The following is a 22,721-nucleotide window of genomic DNA, read 5'->3' as shown; positions in this document are numbered from 1 at the left end:
ATTAGTCATCAAATGCGTGTGCTAATACTTCTGATAATGAAGAATTTTCTTCAACTGCATGAATCAATCCAGCTAACAATGGTGCCATTGAAAGAACAGTCATTTCTGGATAATTTTTTTGGTTTTCTGTTTGATCAATTGTATTTGTACAAACGAATCCAGCTAACTCAGCAGCTTTTAAACGTTCGATAGCAGGTCCTGAAAGGATACCATGTGAACATGAAGCATAGACAGCTTTAGCTCCCTTGTCTTTCAACATTTTGATACCAGCAGTTAATGTACCAGCTGTATCTACCATGTCATCGATGATGATTGCAGTTTTACCATCAACATCACCAATTAAGTTCATAGCTTCAGCTACATTTGGTTTAGGACGACGTTTGTCGATGATTGCGATAGGTGCACCTAATGCATTTGCCAAGTTACGAGCACGTACAGCTCCACCGTGATCAGGAGATACAACTACGATTTCACCTAATCCTTCTTTGTGTTTGAAGTAATCAGCAATCAATCCATTCGCAGTAATATCATCTGCTGGAATATCGAAGAATCCTTGAATCTGAGTAGCGTGTAAGTCAACTGTAACTACACGATCAGCTCCAGCTCTTTCTAATAAACCAGCAACTAATTTAGAAGTAATTGGTTGACGAGGTTTCGCTTTACGATCCTGACGCGCATATCCAAAATATGGAATGATAGCCGTAATGCTTGCAGCACTTGCACGTTTACATGCATCAATACCAATTAAAATTTCCATTAAATTTGAGTTTACAGGCTTATTTGTACTTTGTACAAAATATACGTGTTTTCCACGAACAGATTCTCCAAGTTCTACTAAGATTTCTCCATCCGCAAAGTGTTTAACTTCACATTTACCTAATTCTAATCCTAATTCTTTACAAATATCTTCTGCTAAACCAACGCTAGATGATAAAGCAAATACAATAGTGTTTTTCATGATTTATCCTTTCTCATACCCTATCAGGTTTATTTTATGGTTTTATTATTGCTTACATAAGACATAGGCCCTACAACAGAACCTTCTTCTATGCAAGAATTGACGACTTTACTTGAATCTACAATTGCACGATCTTCAATTTTCGAATTATTCAAATAAGAACCTGGTAAAATCTCAACGAAATCACCAATTTCTGTGTTTCCAAGAATTTCAACATTTGGATGAATAATCACATCATGTCCAATCGTTACATCTTTTCCAATAACTGTTCGCATTGGGTCTACAATCTGTACCCCTTCTTTCATCCAGTTGTTGTTGATTCGATTGCGCATCCATTCATACGCTTTATGTAATTCTACACAATCATTGATTCCCATGACTTCATCACGGTCTTCAACTACCAATCCCTTAACAACCTTTCCTTGATTAGCTAAAATCTTAACCAAGTCTGTTAAGTAATACTCGTGTTGAGCATTATTTGTTGTTAATTTATCAAGGTTATCAAATAAATCTCTGTTCTTGAAACAATACATACCTGCGTTGATTTCACAAATTTGTTTTTGTTCTTCTGTACAATCCTTTGCCTCTACAATCGCTTGAACATGACTATTTTCATCACGAACAATACGACCATAATGAGCTCCATCATCCAATACAGAAGTTAATAGAGTTAATGATGCATCTTGATTGGTTTGGAATAGTTTTTCCAATGTCTCAGGCTGAATACATGGCCCGTCTCCATTAATAATCAATGTATCCCCATCTTCATCCTTTAATTGTGTAGCTTGCATAACCGCATGACCTGTCCCCAATTGTGGTTGCTGCAAAGCAAATTCAACATCTGGAAAAGCTTCTTTAATACTTTCAGCCTGATATCCGACAATCACTACAATTCTTTCTACAGATACCGCTCTTAAAGCATCAATAATGTAAGCCAACATTGGACGATCAATAATCGTATGCATTAATTTGCTACGATCTGATTTCATTCGAGTTCCTTTTCCTGCCGCCAGAACAATCGCATTACGCATATTTTCACCTGACTTTCCGTATATATTCTAACAAAAATCACAAGACATTAAAAGGTCACATAAAGAAAAAGACAATACATTTTGTATTGTCTAATCTAATTGATTCAATTGATTTTGATAATCATTGATTTGAGAATTCAATGAATCTACCTTTGACTGTGCATCTGTTACATCTGAATTTGCACTATCCAATTTCGTCTTTGCTGATTTTAACTTATTCTGCAAAGAAGAAGTATCCGAATTCTTTTGTGCAGCACTTAATGCCGATTTTGCATCAGCCAAAGCCGATTTTGTTGTGTTTACATTATCAACTAATCCCTGATGTTCAGCATATAATTGCTGTAACTCTGTATATTGATCTTGCGTTAATTCGCTATTTGGAATTTGCTCCAATTCACTACGACGATTCTCACATGCCTGTAGCGCACTTTGTGCATTATCGTAATCCGCTTGTGCACTAATTACAGCACTTTGAGCATCACTTACACCGCCACCTGCAGAATCAATCTGAGACTGTAATGAATCGACATCACTTTGAGCTGAAGACTGTGCATTCTGCGCATTTTCTAATTCCGATTGTGCACTCAACAACTGCTTTTTAAGATCATTGATTTTTTGTTTCAACTGCGCTTTCTTTTCAGCAATTTCAGTGTTGTTGTTGTCTTTTTTCGTACTTGTCTTCTTATTTGCACTCGCAAGTAATTCATTGAAAGTTTTACCGGTAGCCTCTTCTAAGATTTCATCAATCTTCTCTCTTTGTTTACGCGTTAAACTGTTATATTTACTTTCAAAATCAATAATTTTCTTTTGGTCACTTGAAGATAAATCATCATAGTTGTTCGCAAAATCTAATAATTCCTGGTAATTCTTCTTTTGAACCTCCGATGTTTTTTCATCAGAACTTGACAATCCACCAGTCATTAGTTTCATACCACCAAATATCAATAATGAAACCAACAATACACCTACAACGCCTAAGGCAACATACATTCCAGTTTTAGAATGACTCTTTTTTGGTGCTGATTTCTTTTTGCTTGGCTCTTTTTTCTTGTTGATTACTTCTCTTTTTAATTGAGGACCCTTACCCTCCTCTAACAAAGACTGAATTTCATCATCATCAATCACAACAGTTTGATTTGTAGAATCTGCTTCCTGTTTTAAATCATCCGCATTCCACATTACTGTACGTGTTGCAGAAAGATCTTCTTTTGGCTCATTTAAATCCTTTGATCCAACCACAAACGTATCTCCTAGTGAAGGTTCCTCTTTTTTTGCTTGAAACGGAATTTCCGGTTCAGGTTTATGTTTTTCTACTCGACTACGAGTTTGATTCTTTGTGAATTGATCCATTTTTTGTTCTAACGTATCTTCCTCGTTTGTTTGAAATGAATCTAATAATTGAGAAATCTCATCATTCTCATTCTTTTTTTTCTTATCCATAGCTTCTATCGCCCCTTCTAGACTATTTTACCAAAACCCCTTTGATTTGACCACTATGTTTTCTTGATTTGCCAAAATCCAAAGTGGATGTGCCGCTAAAACAAACATGCAGTCCGGATGAATCAACTGCTTTGCAGCCAATAGTGTACTTCCAGTTGTACAAACATCATCCACCAACAATATTTTCTTTTTAGGCAATGGATACAATTGTTTCAAACCCAATACATTCTTAATTTGTGATCTTTGCAATTTTGTTGCTGAAGACTGCTTTATATCCTTCTTTTTGTAGAAAGGAGAATGAACAAAAACATCTAACGACGAATACATATCAATAGCTGGTTCAAATCCCCTTTCCATACGTTTTGCATCACTACTACATAAAGTACAGACACAATATTTTTTAAAAGTTTTCTTTAAATATAAGTGTTCACACAAAAAAACATCTTTTAATACAACATCCCTTTGTTCCTTATACTGAAAAAACAACCTCTCTAAAAACTCATCATACTCATAGAGAACATATAAAGGGATACCATCTATATTATAGACTTGTTTATGTAGCTTGAAATTTTTTGAACAATCCGGACATATCAAAAGATCATTATAAAAGAAAATCTCAAAATTGCGAATTTCACTCATTTTTTTGTGGCAACATAAACAGTATCGTTCATCTTCGTAATTTGACTCACACAATCTTTGATAGATTCGCTTGAAGCTTGACATAAACACACACCCTTTCCCTCTGGATCTTTAAAACTTCTTCCCACACGCCCAAAAATCTGAATAAGACTGGCCGTGGTAAAGACTGAATGATCTCCTTTAAAAACAACAACTTGAACGCTTGGAATCGTGATTCCTCTTTCTAATAGTGTGGTACAAACTAGTGCACTCAATTCTTTATTGCGAAAGCAATCTAAAATTTCATCTTTATTCTGTGTAGAAGAATGAATAAAATCTGTCTTCACAAATACATTTAGAATCATCTTCATCCACTTTCCATCATTTTTTCGAGGGACAAAAACCAATGTTTGTTTTCCCTCTTTTTGGAATTTTATGCACAAATAAATTACAATCCATACTTGAATTAAAATAGATACCTGTATCACTTTAGGCACAATCAACGGGTGTTTATGTGGCCTTTCAAACAAACACACAAGCTCTATTTTCTTTTGCTTCACAAGTTCCATACTCTCTTTGTCTGGTGTTGCACTCAACATTAGTTTTTGTCCAATACACGCCTGATTCGCTATGGCCTGAAGTACTTCGTTGCCCACAAAAGGAAAGGCATCTAACTCATCTAAAATTAATAAATCAAAGGCATATGGATAACGATACAACTGGTGTGTAGTACATACAATAAGGTCTGCATCTGTAACTTGGGTATATCCTTGAGCCACTTCACACACACTTAATTCAGGAAACGCTATCCGCAAACGATTTGCGATTTCAAGAACAACCTGTCTTCGACTGATCGCAAACCCTACTTTCTTTCCTTGTGCTAAATATCCACAGATACTTTCAAAACAAATTTCTGTTTTGCCTGGCACCTGTACTGGCGTAAAGTATTACGTCTTTTCCTTTACTTAAATGTTGATATACTTCGTGACTTGCACATTTTTGCGAAGCAGTGAGTTCATAATCAAGTTTAGGTTTACCCTTCCACGTTCTATGCTTCAATTTAACCGGATTTATTTTTTCATTAACCTCCAACCTAGAAAAATCAATGCATTTACGACAATAATAAACTCCATGATCATACGCAAATAATTTAGGATCTTCATTTTGACATCGATTACACTTCATATACTCTTATACGAAAAAAAAGTGCAAATTTTTGCACTTTACTTAAAAATTTCAGATTTTTTTATTCTTTCTGCCGCTTTTTGGATATCCTCAATATCTTGAACAAGAGCTAAACGCACATATCTAGTACCATGAACACCAAAAGCCTGGCCAGGTGTAACGACAACACCTGTTTTTTCCATCAAATCTTTTGTGAAGGCATATGAATCTTCATATTGATCTGGAATTCTTGCCCATGCGAACATTGTTGCAGGACTCTTATCAATATGCCATCCTACTTCATCAAATGCTTCACATAGAGCGTCTCTTCGATCTTGATAAGCCTGACAAGTTGAGTGAATGCTTGCGCCTCCATGTCTTAGTGCTTCAATGCCTGCATATTGTATAGGTAAGAAGATTCCATAATCCATATTTGATTTAAGGGTATTGTAACAATCAATCACTTCTTTATTACCAACACACACACCAAGTCTTGCACCGGCCATTCCATATGTTTTCGAGAAAGAATTCAATTCAATTCCTATTTCTTTAGCTCCTTCAAAAGATAAGAAACTCTTTCCAACTTTACCATCGAATACAAGTTCACTATATGCATTATCGTGTAAAACTACAATATCATATTTCTTCGCAAATTGAATCAACTCTTCATAGAATGAATCTGGTGCTATAGCACAAGTTGGATTGTTTGGATAGGATACAATCATCATCTTCGCTTTTTTCGCAATTTCTTCATCAATTTGATCCAATTGAATAACATAGTTATTCTCTTGCAACAAAGGCATATATTCAACTTTAGCCCCTGCAATCTTTGGCCCATCACTAAAAATTGGATAATAAGGATCTGGCACCAATACAATATCACCTGGATCACACATAGCTAAAAACAATGTGCTTAAAGCTTCTTGAGATCCTTGTAGACAGATCATTTCATCATATGTTAGTTCTACATTATAACGGTTCTTATACCAATCGTGGATTGCTGATTTCATTTCAGGTAATTCATTGATCGCATACTTATAGTTTTCTGGAACCATAATTGATTCTTGCAGTACCTTCATAATAGATGGTTCAGGCGCAATATTTGGAGATCCAACTGAAAAATCAATTGTTTCATTTCCTGTTCTTTGTGTATAATCCAGCTTCATATTTTTCAATTCTGTAAATATAGAAGATTGAAATACATCCATTCTTTTAGCTCTTTTCACTCTAATACACCTCTCTATTTTTAATTTATTGTCTTTATTATAAACGTAGCAATAGAAGTTTTCAAATACCACAGTTATTTCTTGTGCACATTTGATCATTTTAATATAACCAAACAAGCTTGAAACGTCTATTTTAAAGGATATTTATTTTTAAATAACGATTTTTTTATAACCAAAATAAAAAACAGTGCCATTTCTGACACTGTCATTATATTACTACTTCAAACCATATTTCTTGTTAAATTTCTCAATACGTCCCTGAGCAGCAGCGAAACGTTGACGACCTGTGAAGAATGGGTGGCAGTTACTGCAAGTATCTACACGTAATTCATCACCTTTGATTGTACTACCTGTTTCGAATTCTGCACCACAAGATGTACAGATACATTTAACTTTATGATAATTAGGATGAATTCCTTGTTTCATATCGATGTATCCTCCTTCCGCCTTAAGTCATATTGACCCAAAGTAAGTGCTATACAATTATAGCAAGCCTTTTTTCAAATCGCAAGATGTTTTTTTAAAATTGTGAATCATCTGCATTTTCAAACCATTCGCGAACCAATTGAACAGTATCTTTTAAGCATCCAGATTCGAAAGGAACCTTTAATCCTGCTTCTTTTACAATTTTTCTGAACGGCAATGTTCCACCAATCTTACAAATGTGTTTGTAGTCTTCAAAAGCTTTTTCATCCTTCTTTTGAATACGAGCCCAGAACTGCAATGCGCATACTTGAGCTAATGTGTAATCAATATAATAGAATGGATCCATGAAAATGTGAAGCTGACGCATCCACCATCCACCTTTTTCTAGAATATCAATACCTTCATAGTTTTTATGAGGCAAGTATTGTTTTTCCAACTTTCTCCAAGTAGCCAATCTCTCTTCACAAGACATTTCTGGTTTTTCATATACTTCATGCTGGAAGTGATCCACTAAAACTCCATAAGGTAAGAACTTAACAGCTCCTGACAAATGATTGAAATAATATTTATCTACATCTTCTTCAAAGAAAGATTTCATCCATGGATATGTAAAAAATTCCATAGACATAGAGTGGATTTCACAAGATTCATAAGTAGGCCATACACAATCAATAGGGAAAATATCTTTACTTGAATACACTTGGAAAGCATGTCCTGCTTCATGTGTTAGTACTTCAGCATCATGGCTTGTCTGATTAAAGTTTGCGAAGATGAATGGAGATTGATAATTTGGAATGAATGTACAATATCCACCAGCTGCTTTACCAGGCTTTGAATCTAGATCTAACAATTCTCTTTCTGTCATAAATTCAAAGAATTCACCTGTTTTAGGATCTAGTTCTTGATACATCTTTAATGCACGTTTTACTAATTCTTCACGACTATATTTAGGTGCTGGATTTCCTGAAGTGAATTCAAACTTTTCATCCCAAGCATGCAAAGTATCATAACCCAAACGTTTTTGTTGACGAGCATACAACTCATTATCTAATGGAACAACATCTTCTAATACTTGTTTACGATAGTTTTCTACATCCTTTTTATTGTAGTCAAAACGCATCATGCGATAGTAACCAAGTTCGATATAGTTTTCATATCCTAATTTTTTAGCCATGCGCGTACGCACTTGTACTAATTGATCATAAACTTCACCAATTTCTTTAGCATGTTCGTCATACCATCCCCAATAGGCTTGCATTGCACGTTTACGAGTATCTCTATCTTTATCATTTGTCTTTACTTCTAAAGCAGCAAGAGTATATGTTTCACCATCAAACTCAATTTGTGCACTCGCAATGATTGCTTGGTATTTAGAAGCCAGTTTATTTTCTTCTTGCATTTCAGGAATGATAATTGGATCAAATGATTTTTCTTCCATTTCTCTTTGTAAGAAATACGTTTCTGGTACTTCTTTTTTTAATTCAGAAACAAAAGGACTAGCCATAACTGCTTTATTACAATTCACAATATCTTCCTTTAATACTGGAAGCATTTCATTTAAAAAGTCATTTTCTTTTGTATAATATTCATCTCTTGTATCCACTGTATGACGTACATCAACAAGTGTCTGATTTGTATTGATATATTTATTTACGTCATTCAATTCAATAAACGCATTTTTAAAATCATCATAAGAAGCTGCATTCTGTAATTTTGAACAAATCGCCTTTAATTGTGCCTGCAAAGCTTCAATATCCATATGTTCATATTTATAATCTGTAAATTTCATATCTTTCTCCTAAAAAAATAGAGAAGCCGAAAGCTTCTCGTATTATGCAAAGATGGCATTCCAACCAAAAATTAATAGCGCTAAAATAACGATGGCACCTAATAAAATTGGCCAGAATGTACTACTAGCTGCAATTAATAAGGCTAGAAAATCCCCTTTTTCAAGACGATCTTCTTTACCTTTTTGTTTATCTTTTTTTTCTAACATCTCACGCATAGATGGGCGCTTAGACATTAGAATTCACCTCCAAAGTGACACTTAACGAAGTGATTTGGTTTAACCTCTTTTGTTGCTGGTTCTTGTTCACGACAAATATCTTTCGCAAATGGGCAACGAGGGTTGAATTTACATCCCTTAGGAATGTTTACGTTACTTGGAATTTCACCTTGGATAACTTGCATTTCTTTACGTTTTGTAGGGTCTGGTAAAGGAATTGCACCAATCAACGCTCTTGTATAAGGGTGTTGAGGGTTAGAGTAGATTTCATTCTTATCTGCAAGTTCCATCATACTACCTAAATACATTACACCTACACGGTCAGAAATGTGTTTTACAACTGACAAGTCGTGTGAAATGAAGATATAAGAAATGTTCTTTTCTTCTTGCATATCTTTCATTAAGTTGATGATTTGTGATTGGATAGAAACGTCCAATGCACTTACTGGTTCATCACAAATAATGAAGCTTGGATCTAACGCTAAAGAACGTGCGATACCAATACGTTGTCTTTGTCCACCTGAGAATTGGTGAGGATAACGATAGCAATAGTAGCTTGGCAAACCACAACGGTCCATTAGGTTTTTAACATATGCATCTAGTTCTGGACCACGTTTGAATTTTCCGTGAGCAATCAATGGTTCAGCCAAAATATTGAATACAGTCATACGTGGATTCAATGAAGAATATGGATCCTGGAAGATAAACTGCATTTCTTCACGTAAAGCACGCATTTCTTTACGAGATTTTTTCGCTACATCTTCACCTTCGAAGATTACCTCTCCGCTTGTTGGTTCATAAAGACGAATGATTGTACGACCTAAAGTAGATTTACCACATCCTGATTCACCTACTAGACCTAATGTTTCACCTTCGTATAAGTCGAAAGTAATATCATCTACGGCCTTAACACATGGGTCGCCTTCTTTAAATTTTCCTTTTTTTAGAGGGAAGTATTTTTTTAAGTGTTTTACTTCAAGAATTTTTCTTTTTTCTGCCATGACTATCCCTCCTGTTTCATTTCTTCTTCAACTTTGAAGCACCATACGTGGTGACGTGATTTAACTTTTGTATCTACTGGTTGACCTTCTCTACAACGATCTGTTACATATGGACAACGATCTGCAAAGTAGCATCCTTTTGGTAAATACAATGGGTTAGGTACACTACCTTCAATTGTATTTAAACGTTTACCTTCTTCAGCTAATGAAGGCATTGAATTCATTAATCCAACTGTATATGGGTGTTTAGGGTTGCTGAACAATTCTTCTACTGGAGCTGTTTCAACAACTTTACCTGCATACATAACGTTAACGTTATCGGCAACCTGAGCAACTACACCTAAGTCGTGTGTGATCAACATGATAGATGTACCTGTTTCATTCTTCAATCTGTTCATTAAAGAAAGAATCTGAGCCTGAATTGTAACGTCTAAAGCTGTTGTAGGTTCATCGGCAATCAATAATTTTGGATGACAAGATAAAGCCATCGCAATCATAACACGCTGACACATACCACCTGATAATTGGAATGGATAGTTATCAACAACTTTTTCTGGACGAGAAATACCTACTTCTGCCAACAAATCAATTGCACGTTGTTTAGCTTCTTCTTTAGAAACTTCTTCATGTGTCAAAATGTTTTCCATAATCTGATCCCCAACTGTAATAACTGGGTTCAAACTTGACATTGGTTCCTGGAAAATCATAGAGATTTCGTTACCACGAATGTGACGAATTTGTTCATCTGTAGCTGTAGCTAAGTTTAAACCATCTTCATCACGGTCTACATTTCCCATATATACGATTTTTGATCCAGGCATAATTTCTCCTGGTTCACTTACTAAGCCTAAAATAGACATGGCAGTTACTGATTTACCACAACCTGATTCACCTACGATTGCAAGTGTTTCATTTTCATACATTGTAAAGTGGTTTCCATCAACTGCTTTTGAATCACCTTTTTTTGTATGGAAGTATACACGAAGGTCTTCCACTTTAATTACTTTTTTATTTACAGACATTGTGTATCCTCCTTACTACTGTAATTCTTTAGGGTCGAATGCATCACGTAAACCTTCACCAATTAAGTTGATAGAGATTACAGTTAATAAACACATTAAACCTGCAGGGATCCATTCCCAAGGATAGTTTTGGAACACATAAGAATCACGTGCCAAGTTCATTAAGTTACCCCAAGAAGGAGTAGGTGCCGTAACACCCATACCTAAGAATGATAAACCAGCCTCAGTCAAGATAGCACTCGCCATTTGTAGTGTAGCATTTACGATTACCAAAGAAATAACGTTTGGAAGTAAGTGTTTAAAGATTTTTGAGAAATCTGAAATACCTAAAGCTTCACAAGCTTGCATAAATTCTTGTTCACGTAAAGTTAAAATTTGTCCACGAACTAAACGAGCAAGTCCTGGCCATGATAATAAACCAATCAATAATGATACAGTATACATTTTTTGACTTTGTGGAACCCACAACATAGTTGAGGCAACCGCAATAATCATTGGTGTAAATGGTAATGAATAAACGATTTCTGCAAAACGCATTAATACGTTATCTAATTTTCCACCATAATATCCTGAGATACCACCAATTGTACATCCTAAAATGACAGTAATAACAGCAGCAATAATACCAACCATAATAGAGATACGTCCACCTAAGAATAAACGGAATAAGCAGTCACGACCTTGTTTATCTGTTCCTAATAAATGTTCTCCTCCTGGAGCTAAGTTAGGATTTGATAAATCATAGTCATTTACGCTATATCCAAGCATTGGTGGTATAACAATAACAGCAATAACAATTAAAATAAAAATAATCAAACCTGCCATGGCAACACGGTTTTGTCTAAACTTACGCCATGCGATGGTCCAAGGACCTATAGATTCAATTTTTTCACCAGATTCTAATACTACAGCATCTTTTTTAGCCATCTATAGTTCCCTCCTATTCATCTACCTTGATACGTGGGTCAACTAATGTATAACAAACATCAGACAATAAGTTACCTAACAACATCAACAAGGCACTAAACATCAAACAAGCCATAACTAAAGAGTTATCACGTTGGTTGATCGCATCAATTAATACTTTACCAATTCCTGGCCAGATAAATACAGATTCCAAAATTACGGCTCCTGAGAATAATGATGGAATGTATAATCCTAGTAATGTTACTAAAGGAATTTGTGCATTTTTAAATGCATGTTTGTAGATAACAGTCTTTTCTTTAAGACCCTTTGAACGTGCTGTACGAACATAATCCATGTTGATGACTTCAACCATAGAGTTACGTACATAACGTGAGAATGACGCAAATGAACTAAACGCCAATACGATTACAGGTAAAATTGAGTGTAATGCGATATCTCCAATTTCTTGGAAAATACTTGAGTAACCAAAGCTTGATAGCATTGTGTCACGCATTCCATTGATTGGCATACCTGGGATGTTCAAACCAATGAAGAAAATTAATACTAAGGCAAAGAAGAATGTTGGAACACTTATTCCTAACAATGAAAATACTGTCCAGAAGTTATCAAACACTGAACCTTTCTTTACGGCTTGCTTTATTCCAACTGGAATCGCAAAAATTAAAGCCACTATTAAAGAAACAACATTCAAATAGAATGTATTCCATACATAGTCACCAATAATAGTTCCAACTGGTTTTTTAAGGGTAATACTTGATCCTAAATCTCCTGTACACATACGTCCGACCCAACGTACATATTGTTCAGGTAACGATTTATCCAATCCTAACAACTCACGAACGTGATCACGTTGCTCTTGTGTAACCTTTGAACCGGCTCCAAAATAAGCTGTTACCTCATCACCTGGCATCGCCTTTACAGTACCGAAAATAACGATTGAAATGATGAAAAGGACAGGAATCATCGCTAAAATTCTTTTAAATACATACTTTAGCATAGTTATCGATCCTTTCTATCCACTAAATGCATATAAGAGCAAGTCAATACGGCTTGCCCTTAATTTTATAAACAATCCACGAGTTTTTCATGCAGACTATTTAACGTTGCCATGTTTCTGTTAATGAACATTTGTCCTTTAACATCCACTATTTTAACACACCTTTGTGCAAATTTTAAATTATTTTACAGTAATTGTATCCATTGATTGAGACCAGTTACGTAATGTTCCTGTTCCAGTCAAGTCAACTTTCTTATTGTAAAGGTTGAACTGCATACCTGAGTAAACTGGCATGTAACCTGCATCATCAGCAGCCATCTTCATAGCTTCAACATATTCTGCTTTTGATTTTTCTGCATTTGACTCAGCACGAGCTTTTGTCAATTGATCAACCAATGCTTGATCATTAATACGAGAGTAGTTATTTACAGCCATGTTATCTGGATTATTTGTATATGAATCATTAGCTGAGCTATCTTGGTTATTTGTAAATCCAGTAGCTAAGAAACACATATTCCATTCGCTATCGTGGCTTTCATCTTGAATATTACTTAATAATGTAGAGAAATCAACTGTAGTTTGTTTTAAGTCAACACCTAAATCTCCATAAGTTTTCTTAACCATAGGAATTAAAGTATCAAGTACTGAGTTACCTTCTGAACATAAGAATTTGATTTCTAGTTTTTGTCCGTCTTTAGCACGGATTCCATCAGCACCTTTTACCCAACCAGCTTCATCTAATACTTGGTTAGCTTTATCCATGTCAAATGCATAAGTATTTAATCCATCAATTGTTTCTTCGTTACGAACTACAGCTCCGCTGTTTACTGATGCTGGATTCCAGTATGCAGCTGGTACATATCCACCTTTAACTTTCTTAACTTCATCACTTGCTTTTTTATCCCATCCGAAGTATGAATCGCAGAATCCTTGACGATCTGTTGCATACATCAATGCTTGACGTACAGCTTTGTCAGCTGTAGCTCCATTGTTAGCGTTCATAGCTACAAAACCAACAGCACTACGAGAGTAGTAGTTGAATGCCATGTTGTCATCTTGACTTGCTTCACTTACTTTATTTGTTTCAATTACATCTGGAATTAAATCAACTGTTCCTTTTTTCAATTCAGAAACTTCTGTAGTTACATCTGTTTTCTTGATAACAATACGGTCTACTTGGTATTGTCCTTTTTCTGGTTTGAATTCTTCATTACGAACAAATGAAGCTCCACTTGCTTTATCATAGCTCTTTAATTGGTAAGCACCAGAACCACATGATTCTTCTTGGTTCTTTTCAACAACTTTTACTTTACCTTGTTTGTATTTTGAGTAGTGATCTGCACTAGTGATTCCCATTGCACCAAATGTTGAGACTGCATCGATTTGAGGTGATACTAAGTGGAATACTACTGTGTAATCATCTGGAGTTTCAATACCAGTTAATTCTTTAGCAGCTCCGCTATTATATTCTTTATATCCTACTAGGTTTTCCAATCCACCACCATTAGGACCAGCATAGCTTGGGTCAGATAATGTTGTGAATGTAAATTTAACGTCTTTTGAAGTTACTTCAGTTCCATCACTGAATTTGTGTCCTTTTTCCAATTTGTAAGTTAATGTTAAACCATCTGCACTTACTTCTGGTAAACCTTTAGCCAATACTGGTTCCAATTCGTTATCAGCATTGTACTTTAACATTGATTCGTAGCATAAGTTTACTACATATTGATCATAAGCACTTGATGCATATTGAGGTGTAAACTGTCCAGTTAAACTTTGGTTTACAGATACTGTTAATGTTTTTGCGTCACTGTTAGATCCGCCTGAACATGCTACTAAAGTAGAAGCCATTGCTACAGATGCTAAACCAGCAACAATTCTTTGTTTATTCATTTCTCTTTCCTCCTATAGTCTGCTCACTATGTGTGAAGAAATTATACTATGTTAGAAACACGTTTTCAAGGGTTTAAGAAAGAAATTTACATACAAATTTACATTTATGTATATTTTTCATGAACAAAACACAGCATTTTGTCTTTATATCAAGCATTTTCATTGTATTCGCTTTCATTTGGCTTTTCGTATTTCATTCACAAACATTTGTCTATATACGCTAGATTTTTATGTAAATCATGAAAATTAAGTTCAATTTTAAATCCAATCCTCATTTATTCATATCTCTCTTTTAAAAATAATAATAAACAAAAAGAAACCATTCTAGATGCCTACACTAGAATGGTTTTCTTATTCTATGATAAAATAATCAAGAAAGAAGTGAATTTATGAATAAAGCATTATCTCATTTACATACGATCAACAAGCACAAGTTAAAAGTTACTTGGCTTTGTTTTCGTTGTCACCTATATAAACAAGGTTTACTCCATGATTTAAGCAAATACTCTTATATTGAATTAAAGACAGGTTTTCATTATTATCAAGGATTCCGCTCTCCTATAGATGCCGAGAAAGAAGAAAAAGGCTATTCATTAGGTTGGTTACATCATAAAGGAAGAAACAAACATCATTGGGAATATTGGCTTGATTTTGGAGTAGATGGCATTTATGCATGTAAGATGCCTACAAACTATGTCATTGAAATGTTTTGTGATCGAGTCGCTGCAAGTATGATCTATCAAAAAGAAAAGTACACAGACTCTAGTGCACTTGAATATTATGAAAATGCACGAGGTAAAATTCTGATTCATCCTGAAACAGACGCCCTCATCCATCATTTATTAAAATATTTATCTGAGCATGGTTTAGATCAAACCATTCACTATATCATCACTGAAATTAAAGAATAATTATTCTACAGTTACACTTTTCGCAAGGTTACGAGGTTTATCTACATCGCAACCTTTTTCTTTTGCGACATAGTAAGCTAATTCTTGCAATAAAACTGTTGCCGGAATACAACTTAGTAATGGATCTACATCTGGAATACGAATCACATACTCAAAGCCTTCCGTATTTTGGCTTTGTGAAGCAATCAAAATGACCTTGGCTCCTCGAGCAACCGTTTCCAAAATATTTGAAATTGTCTTTTGTGCAACACTAGGCTGCGTAGCTAACGCAATCACAACTGTATCTTTTTCTATCAATGCGATTGGACCATGTTTCAATTCACCAGCCATATATGCATCGGCATGCACATACGAAACTTCTTTTAGTTTTAACGCACCTTCTAAAACACTTAAATAATCTAGTTGTCTACCAATAAAGTAGGCATCTTTTTGATTCGTTAATAGTTTAGCGAATTCAGCCATTTTTTCTTCTTGTGCAAGCATTTGTTCAACTACATCTGGCATTTGTTTCAACTGATTGATCATATGATTTTTACATGCCACACCCTTATTAAATAAAGACGCTAACTTTAAACATAGACATGCCAACAACACAAGTTGTGTTGTATAAGCTTTTGTACTTGCGACCGCAATTTCTGGTCCAGCACAAGTATATAAAACGTAATCAGATAATCGAGCTAAACTAGAACCTAACACATTTGTCACAGATAGTGTTTGGGCTTTGTTTTCTTTCGAAAGTTTTAATGCTGCCAAAGTATCGGCTGTTTCTCCAGATTGTGAAACAAAGATGCATAAAGTGTTTTCATCAATTCGATAATTTCCATATCTAAACTCACTTGCACTAATGCAGTAAATTGGTAAATCAATCCATGTGCGCAATAAATATTGAGCATACAAACTCGCATGGTAAGCAGTTCCGCATGCGACAAAATAAATTTGATTGATTTTTGAAACATCTAAACCTGATAATTCTGGCATAGCCAAATTATTTTCAATATGAGCTCTCAATGTTTCTTTGATCACATACGGTTGTTCATGCATTTCCTTCTGCATAAAAGTATCATATCCACCTTTTTGAGCTGCACAAGCATCATATGAGATATGCATCCAATTTGTTGAAACGGGATCTCCAAAGAAATCATAGACTTCAATACTTCCGGGTCTTAATACGGCCATCTGTCCATCTTCTAAAGCACAAATATCTTTTGTGTAATCTAACACAGCTGGAATATCACTTGCACAAAATGCAGATGTATCTGTTTTTCCTAAAATCATTGGACTTTCTTTTTTTGCGACAAAAACGCAGTCAGGATAATCTGTACAAACTACACATAGCGCAAAACTACCTTGAAGGTATTGCACACATTTTTTTAAAGCGTACATCATATCGCCTTGATAATAGTAATCCAACATATGAACGATAACTTCACTATCCGTCTGTGACTGGAATGTATATCCTTGTTCTAATAAACATTCCTTGATTGATGCATAGTTTTCAATAATTCCATTGTGCACGATTGAAATTGTTTCACTCTCATTTGTATGAGGATGTGAATTCATATTACTTGGAACACCATGTGTTGCCCAACGTGTATGTCCAATTCCTGTATGTTCAGGATGTTCTTTTTCATTCAACAATTCCTTTAAATTTGTAAGACGCCCCTTCGCCTTATACGTTTCTAGATGGTGATTCGAAACGAGAGTCACGCCTGCAGAGTCGTATCCTCGATATTCGAGTTTTTCTAAACCCTGCAATAAAAATGGTAAAGCACTCTCTTTACCTGCGTACGCTGTGATTCCACACATTATAAAAAATCCTCCTATAAATTATTATCATGGAGGATACCAAATGGCTTTGTTCAATGTTCACACATTGGTTTTGTCCATCGTTAAAGGTTGTATCAACCTCCAGACTACCCGCCGAATCTTTCGATAAGTCTGGTCCTCGTCAACTAAATACTTAGTCCTGGCGCTATTTTTTTACTACATCTCCATGAATAATGAATATTATACAAAAAACAGAACATTTGTCAAAAAAAGAAGACTTATTCTTCTTCAACTAGGTTCAATAATTCTAGTATTCGATTTAAGTCTTCTTTATTTTCATAATGAATAGAAATGGCATTTTTACTGATAGATACCGATGTTTGGAAGAATTCTTGAAGTTTTTCCTTAGCTGCCTTCACATAAATATCTTCTTTTGGCTTTTCTATCGTTTTTTTATTGTTTGTATCTTTTACAATTTGTTCTACTTTACGAACAGACAAACCTTGATCAATAGCCTGTTTAGCGACTTTACGCATACTTGCCTCTGTCTTAAGACCAAGTAAAGCTCGTACATGCCCCATACTTAATTGTTTACTCACAACGTATTCCTGGACATCTTCTGGAAGTTTTAACAATCGTAATAAATTTGTGATATGTTCACGTGATTTTCCGACACGATGAGCTAACTGTTCTTGTGTATATCCTAATCGTTGAATTAATTTTTCATACGCTTTTGCTTCTTCTATTACATTTAGATCTTCACGTTGAATATTCTCCAACAAAGCAATTTCCATCATTTCCTGATCATCAAAATCAACAATGATAGCTGGAATATCTTTTAATCCGGCAAGCTTTGAAGCTCTTAATCTTCTTTCACCGGCAATCAAATCATATCCTTGAATGCTTTTTTTAACTAGAATCGGTGTAAACACACCATGTTGCTTAATTGATGAACTTAATTCTTTTAAAGCTTCATCATTAAATACTTTACGAGGCTGATATGGATTTGGACGGATCTCATCCACAGGAATTTTTGACTGTTCCTGTCTTTCAACTTCCATATCTCCATTTTGAATATCATCTAATACTTTAGAAACATCTTGCCCAAAAATACTGGACAATCCTTTTCCTAAACGAGCATTATTTTTGTTATCCATAGCTATGCCTCCTTTGAATTACGTTTTAGTACTTCTTCAGTTAAACCAGCATATGCCTTGGCTCCTGTACTTTTTGGATCATATTCAAAAATAGACATGCCACGGCTAGGTGCTTCCGATAATTTTACATTTCTCGGAATAGAATTTTGATATACAAGCTTGCCAAAAGTTTGACGCACATCCTGCGAAACTTCTACACTTAATCTTGTACGAATATCAAACATTGTTAATAAAATACCTTCAATTTTTAAATTTCGGTTACTTGTTCTTTGGACAAGACGAATTGTGATCAACAACTGCGTAACTCCTTCCAATGCATAATATTCACACTGTACTGGAATCAAAATACTGTCAGCTGCTGTCAATGCATTGGTATTCAATAGTCCAAGTGATGGTGGACAATCAATAATAATGTAATCATATTGATCTCGAATAGGTGCAATGGCTTTTTTTAATAATTCTTCTTTGCCGGCTTCCATTTTATCCATATCTAAATCAGCTCCAGCTAAATTAATGTTGGCTGGAACAATATCAATTCTTGGATTCATTTTAGGTACGATGGCCTGCTGAATAGGAACTCCCTCCATTAATACGGAGTGAATCGTAGCTTGTGAATTATTTTGATTCGCATTTAATCCTTGCGTGGCATTTCCCTGCGAATCGAAATCAATCAACAATACTTTTTTTCCTACATGTGCAAGTCCGCTTGCTAAATTTATAGATGTCGTAGTTTTACCTACTCCACCTTTTTGATTCGAAATTGCGATAACTTTTCCCATACTCAACCCTCCAAAGGTTTTTTCTTGATTTGCCCATACGCTCTAGGATATTTATTTGGCGTATGTTTTACCTTTTTAAAATATAAATTAATGCGTGTTGCATCCTCTTCAATCATAAATTTTTCTTCATCAATCAATTCAACACCTAATGTATCAATTGCCTTTTGCGCATTGATCAACTCTTCGTGACCATTCTTACCTTTTAAAGCCACCATAGTATGATCCATCTTCACAAAAGGAACACAAAGTTCTAATAAAATAGATAGTTTAGCAACCGCACGCGCACTGACCACGTCGAAACATTCACGTTTTTCTTTTGCCAAATCTTCAGCTCGAACATTTAATATATCGAGATTATCCAAGTTCAATTGAGTTTTCACTTCATTTAAAAAACGACAACGCTTTTGTAATGGCTCCACCAAAGTCATATGAACATGTGGAAATGCAATTTTTACAGGGATACCTGGAAATCCTGCGCCTGATCCAATATCACACATTGTTTCAAATTTAATATTTGAAAACGGCATGATTGAATCATAAAAATGTTTCTCCCATACTTCTTCTTCCTGTGTAATTGCCGTTAAGTTCATCTTCTCATTCCATTCAACAAGAAGCTGCATATATTTTTCAAATTGATTCATTTGTTCTTCATTTAATTGGATGCCGGCTTCTAAACAAGCCTTCTGAAATTCTACTTTAGTCATGAAAACCCTCCACGTTATCCATTATAACATATAATCGTTTCCGTCGTGTTTTTACTATACGCAACAATTTGACACTATGCATGTCGGTTTATTTACTTTATTCATTTATGATACAATTTTAATGAGGAGGTCACTTATGAAAAATTTAAAGAAAGTTTTATTTGTTGTTGTCTTTATCTTAATTGCCTTTGTAGGCGGTATGTTCTTTGCGAATAAACAAACGGAACCAGAAATCACATCGACATTGATTCAGAATCGAATTGAACAAGCAAGTGATTTGGTAACCACAAAATATCATTATGCGAAAGTAGGAAAATTTGAAAATTCTTTAAGTCTGAATGGCTGGTCCATTCCTTTGACAAACAAAAATTTCATTCTAACTTTTGAAGGAGAAATTCAATTAGGTACAGATTTATCTAAGGCAAATATAGAAATCAACGATTCTACTATTCATGTGACAGTGAATAAGCCAACTGTTATTTCAAATTCAATCGATGAATCAAGTATTGAAGTCTATGATGAAACAAAAAATATTTTTAACCCAATCAGTGTGAGTGACTATAAAGCTTTTGCGGTTGAACAAAAAGAGAAGGCTTTATCTGAAGCCAAGAAAAAGGGATTAATGAAAACGGCTCAAAAGAACACAGAAAAAAGTATTAAAGAGATCATTTCCATTATCCCAGATACAGATGATTATACGATTGAAGTCACATTCAAGGAGTAATTATGGCAAATTTGAAATTAGTTGATGCTTTTACGGATTTTGTAGAAGAAAGTACTCTTCCCTATCGTCAAATGATGACCTATTATAATTGCGCGTTAATGGAAGTGGAAACTAAATTTAAAGTTCTTAATGAACAATTCTCCCTATTCTATGATCGCAATCCCATTGAATCGATTCATACGCGTATTAAATCGCAATCCAGCATTCTTAAAAAACTTCAAAAAAAGAATCTTGCTTTAACCATCCCAAACATTGAAAACAATCTATTTGATATTGCCGGTGTTCGAGTTGTTTGCTCTTTTACAGAAGACATTTATTCTTTAGCTGATTCTTTTCTTAGCCAAGACGATGTTCGCTTAATTGAAAAAAAGGATTACATTCAAAATCCTAAAGAAAATGGATATCGTAGTCTTCACCTAATTGTAGAAATCCCTATCTTTTTATCAGATGAGAAAAAATGGGTTAAGGTAGAAGTACAATTTAGAACCATTGCGATGGATTTCTGGGCAAGTCTTGAACACAAGATTCGCTATAAGAAGAATTTATCAAAAGAACGCTTAGATGAAATTGATAAAGAATTACTAGAGTGTGCCAAGATTTGCAAGACACTTGATGAGAAAATGGAAGAAATAAAGACGGGAAATTGATTTCCCGTCTAATTTTTTTCGTATGCTTCTTCAAAAGAAACTTTTGCGTCTTGTGAATTTTCTTTCATGAATTTACGATTCTTATAGAATCCTATTGTCAACAATGGGATGATGATGATAGCGATACCTAGATATCCACAATATCCATAGCCATACTTAACAACGTTTGTTAGTCCTACAAATGAGATTCCCATAGAAACTACCATGATGAATGCAGAAACTAAAGCTCTACGTACAGGTACATTTTCAACTTTTTGAAGGAATTTCACATTTTCAAAGCGATTCACAAATCCAAAGATGACACAAACTGCACTTGAAATCAAACATAAGAATAATACCAATCCATATAGTGCTACAAGCCAATTTGCTCCAAATGATTTTAATGTTGTTAACGTTGGTAAAGTTGTTCCGTTTGGCTGAGTCAAATAATAGTGTTGCCAACAAAGTAACATTAATACGGCAAGACCTAATCCTAACATATTTAATGTGAATGTTAATGCCATTGAGCGATCACAATCTTGTTTTGTTTTTAAAACACTTGTTCCACAAACCAAGATAGCTGGTACTGTAACCCATTGGAAAGCTGAATAAGTAACACCGTTCCAAGCTGCTTTTGGAAGTTGACTCCATCCATGTGCTGAAAAATCAACACGCATAACATCTAATAAATTATGTCCATTTAATAAACCTACTGTATAAATAGAAACAGCTAGAACTAAAATTACTACACCCATATATGTACTTGCTCTACGAATCAAATCTACGCCAAAAATTGTTAAGAATAATACAACAAGGCCAATCACAAATGTTCCTAGATAATAATTCAATCCAAAGTATTGAGTTAATGCACTGGCTGCACCAGAGATACATGATGCAACAACCATTAAAACCATGATATTAAAGAATAATTCAAATAATAATTCTAATTTGTCTAATGGATGATATAAACATTCAAATAGTTCTTTATACGTTTTTAATCCTCTTGAATTCATCATAATCTGACCTTCACGAATTGTCATAGCTAAAAGTAACATCGCAACGGCAACCCCAACAATAGCTGGCCACCCTAAACTAACAAACCATGTGTTTTCCTGATTTCCTGTTGCAAATCCTCCGCCTGCATGAGCCGCAAATGCAGTAGTTGCCACTGAAAATGCTGCCATCCAGGAACGATTCAATTTTGTGTTCTCTTTCTTTTTCATTCTCAAATTCTTCCTTTCTGCAACAAAAAACCTTCCGTCTCTTGTTGCCTAATTAACAACTTCAGAGACGAAAGGTAATAATAATCTTATTCTTCCGCGGTACCACTCTAATTCATTCTAAT

The 22,721-nt window shown here is 34.7% G+C and carries 22 protein-coding genes and 1 other annotated feature (1 of these 23 only partly in view); of the genes, 3 read left to right on the top strand and 19 right to left on the bottom strand.

Annotated features, from left to right (window positions below; genetic code table 11):
* Position 1: 1 nt before the first annotated feature.
* The 14 genes from NE544_RS01055 to NE544_RS00990 form a co-directional block, all read right to left on the bottom strand.
* Entirely contained in the window at positions 2-958 is a 957-nt protein-coding gene (locus NE544_RS01055; RefSeq protein ID WP_256268030.1) for a ribose-phosphate pyrophosphokinase, read from the bottom strand.
* A 29-nt stretch (positions 959-987) separates the two neighbouring features.
* Complete coding sequence (locus NE544_RS01050) at positions 988-1,989, bottom strand: bifunctional N-acetylglucosamine-1-phosphate uridyltransferase/glucosamine-1-phosphate acetyltransferase (RefSeq protein WP_256268029.1); 1,002 nt, start codon at positions 1,987-1,989, stop codon at positions 988-990.
* Positions 1,990-2,079: 90 nt separating this feature from the next.
* On the bottom strand, positions 2,080-3,429 hold the full coding sequence (locus NE544_RS01045; RefSeq protein ID WP_256268028.1) for a hypothetical protein: 1,350 nt from the start codon (positions 3,427-3,429) through the stop codon (positions 2,080-2,082).
* A gap of 27 nt (positions 3,430-3,456) precedes the next feature.
* Positions 3,457-4,068, bottom strand: coding sequence for a ComF family protein (locus NE544_RS01040; RefSeq protein ID WP_256268027.1), 612 nt, complete (start codon positions 4,066-4,068; stop codon positions 3,457-3,459).
* Positions 4,065-4,976 carry a helicase-related protein gene (locus tag NE544_RS12250; protein ID WP_227992870.1) on the bottom strand — a complete coding sequence of 304 codons (912 nt, stop codon included), beginning with the start codon at positions 4,974-4,976 and terminating at the stop codon, positions 4,065-4,067. The genes NE544_RS01040 and NE544_RS12250 overlap by 4 nt, the downstream gene beginning before the upstream one ends.
* A gap of 294 nt (positions 4,977-5,270) precedes the next feature.
* On the bottom strand, positions 5,271-6,437 hold the full coding sequence (locus tag NE544_RS01030; protein WP_118116148.1) for an aminotransferase class I/II-fold pyridoxal phosphate-dependent enzyme: 1,167 nt from the start codon (positions 6,435-6,437) through the stop codon (positions 5,271-5,273).
* Positions 6,438-6,653: 216 nt separating this feature from the next.
* Entirely contained in the window at positions 6,654-6,863 is a 210-nt protein-coding gene (gene rpmE, locus NE544_RS01025; protein ID WP_003865737.1) for a 50S ribosomal protein L31, read from the bottom strand.
* 94 nt (positions 6,864-6,957) lie between these two features.
* Positions 6,958-8,652, bottom strand: coding sequence for a M3 family oligoendopeptidase (locus NE544_RS01020; protein WP_256268026.1), 1,695 nt, complete (start codon positions 8,650-8,652; stop codon positions 6,958-6,960).
* Positions 8,653-8,694: 42 nt separating this feature from the next.
* The gene (locus NE544_RS01015; RefSeq protein WP_003865735.1) at positions 8,695-8,886 is read right to left on the bottom strand and encodes a hypothetical protein; all 192 of its coding nucleotides are present in this window, start codon (positions 8,884-8,886) and stop codon (positions 8,695-8,697) included.
* Positions 8,886-9,869, bottom strand: a complete 984-nt coding sequence (locus NE544_RS01010) for an ABC transporter ATP-binding protein (RefSeq protein ID WP_117571433.1) — start codon at positions 9,867-9,869, stop codon at positions 8,886-8,888. The genes NE544_RS01015 and NE544_RS01010 overlap by 1 nt, the downstream gene beginning before the upstream one ends.
* 2 nt (positions 9,870-9,871) lie before the next feature.
* Entirely contained in the window at positions 9,872-10,891 is a 1,020-nt protein-coding gene (locus NE544_RS01005; protein WP_227991888.1) for an ABC transporter ATP-binding protein, read from the bottom strand.
* A 15-nt stretch (positions 10,892-10,906) separates the two neighbouring features.
* Positions 10,907-11,818 carry an oligopeptide ABC transporter permease gene (opp4C, locus tag NE544_RS01000; RefSeq protein ID WP_118116153.1) on the bottom strand — a complete coding sequence of 304 codons (912 nt, stop codon included), beginning with the start codon at positions 11,816-11,818 and terminating at the stop codon, positions 10,907-10,909.
* Positions 11,819-11,831: 13 nt separating this feature from the next.
* Positions 11,832-12,815, bottom strand: coding sequence for an ABC transporter permease (locus tag NE544_RS00995; RefSeq protein ID WP_256268025.1), 984 nt, complete (start codon positions 12,813-12,815; stop codon positions 11,832-11,834).
* A gap of 180 nt (positions 12,816-12,995) precedes the next feature.
* Entirely contained in the window at positions 12,996-14,708 is a 1,713-nt protein-coding gene (locus NE544_RS00990) for an ABC transporter substrate-binding protein (protein WP_256268024.1), read from the bottom strand.
* 389 nt (positions 14,709-15,097) lie between these two features.
* Here NE544_RS00990 and NE544_RS00985 point away from each other — a divergent pair, with 389 nt between their 5' ends.
* Complete coding sequence (locus tag NE544_RS00985) at positions 15,098-15,619, top strand: DUF5662 family protein (protein ID WP_256268023.1); 522 nt, start codon at positions 15,098-15,100, stop codon at positions 15,617-15,619.
* On the opposite strand, the gene glmS is transcribed toward NE544_RS00985, so the two are convergent.
* The 4 genes from glmS to rsmG all read right to left on the bottom strand — a co-directional run bounded on the left by glmS (position 15,620) and on the right by rsmG (position 20,026).
* Positions 15,620-17,425 carry a glutamine--fructose-6-phosphate transaminase (isomerizing) gene (gene glmS, locus NE544_RS00980; RefSeq protein ID WP_118116506.1) on the bottom strand — a complete coding sequence of 602 codons (1,806 nt, stop codon included), beginning with the start codon at positions 17,423-17,425 and terminating at the stop codon, positions 15,620-15,622. It lies immediately after the preceding gene.
* A gap of 239 nt (positions 17,426-17,664) precedes the next feature.
* Entirely contained in the window at positions 17,665-18,543 is an 879-nt protein-coding gene (locus NE544_RS00975; protein WP_154555308.1) for a ParB/RepB/Spo0J family partition protein, read from the bottom strand.
* 2 nt (positions 18,544-18,545) lie between these two features.
* Entirely contained in the window at positions 18,546-19,322 is a 777-nt protein-coding gene (locus NE544_RS00970; protein WP_117571441.1) for a ParA family protein, read from the bottom strand.
* Between the two features lie 2 nt (positions 19,323-19,324).
* Positions 19,325-20,026, bottom strand: coding sequence for a 16S rRNA (guanine(527)-N(7))-methyltransferase RsmG (gene rsmG / locus NE544_RS00965; protein WP_117924499.1), 702 nt, complete (start codon positions 20,024-20,026; stop codon positions 19,325-19,327).
* Between the two features lie 136 nt (positions 20,027-20,162).
* On the opposite strand from rsmG, the gene NE544_RS00960 reads away from it, so the two are divergent.
* Together NE544_RS00960 and NE544_RS00955 are read left to right on the top strand one after the other, a co-directional pair.
* On the top strand, positions 20,163-20,750 hold the full coding sequence (locus tag NE544_RS00960; protein ID WP_118116501.1) for a DUF4230 domain-containing protein: 588 nt from the start codon (positions 20,163-20,165) through the stop codon (positions 20,748-20,750).
* Between the two features lie 2 nt (positions 20,751-20,752).
* Positions 20,753-21,397 (top strand): GTP pyrophosphokinase family protein, encoded by a 645-nt coding sequence (locus NE544_RS00955; RefSeq protein ID WP_118116499.1) that lies wholly within the window; start codon positions 20,753-20,755, stop codon positions 21,395-21,397.
* Between the two features lie 8 nt (positions 21,398-21,405).
* On the opposite strand, the gene NE544_RS00950 is transcribed toward NE544_RS00955, so the two are convergent.
* On the bottom strand, positions 21,406-22,599 hold the full coding sequence (locus NE544_RS00950; RefSeq protein ID WP_118116497.1) for a hypothetical protein: 1,194 nt from the start codon (positions 22,597-22,599) through the stop codon (positions 21,406-21,408).
* 60 nt (positions 22,600-22,659) lie between these two features.
* Positions 22,660-22,721 (bottom strand) — a binding site (T-box leader); it runs 182 nt beyond the window's last position.

This window comes from Holdemanella sp. MSK.7.32 (assembly GCF_024460475.1).
In the GTDB taxonomy this organism is placed as follows: domain Bacteria; phylum Bacillota_I; class Bacilli_A; order Erysipelotrichales; family Erysipelotrichaceae; genus Holdemanella.
This window is presented reverse-complemented; position numbering and strand designations above follow the sequence as displayed.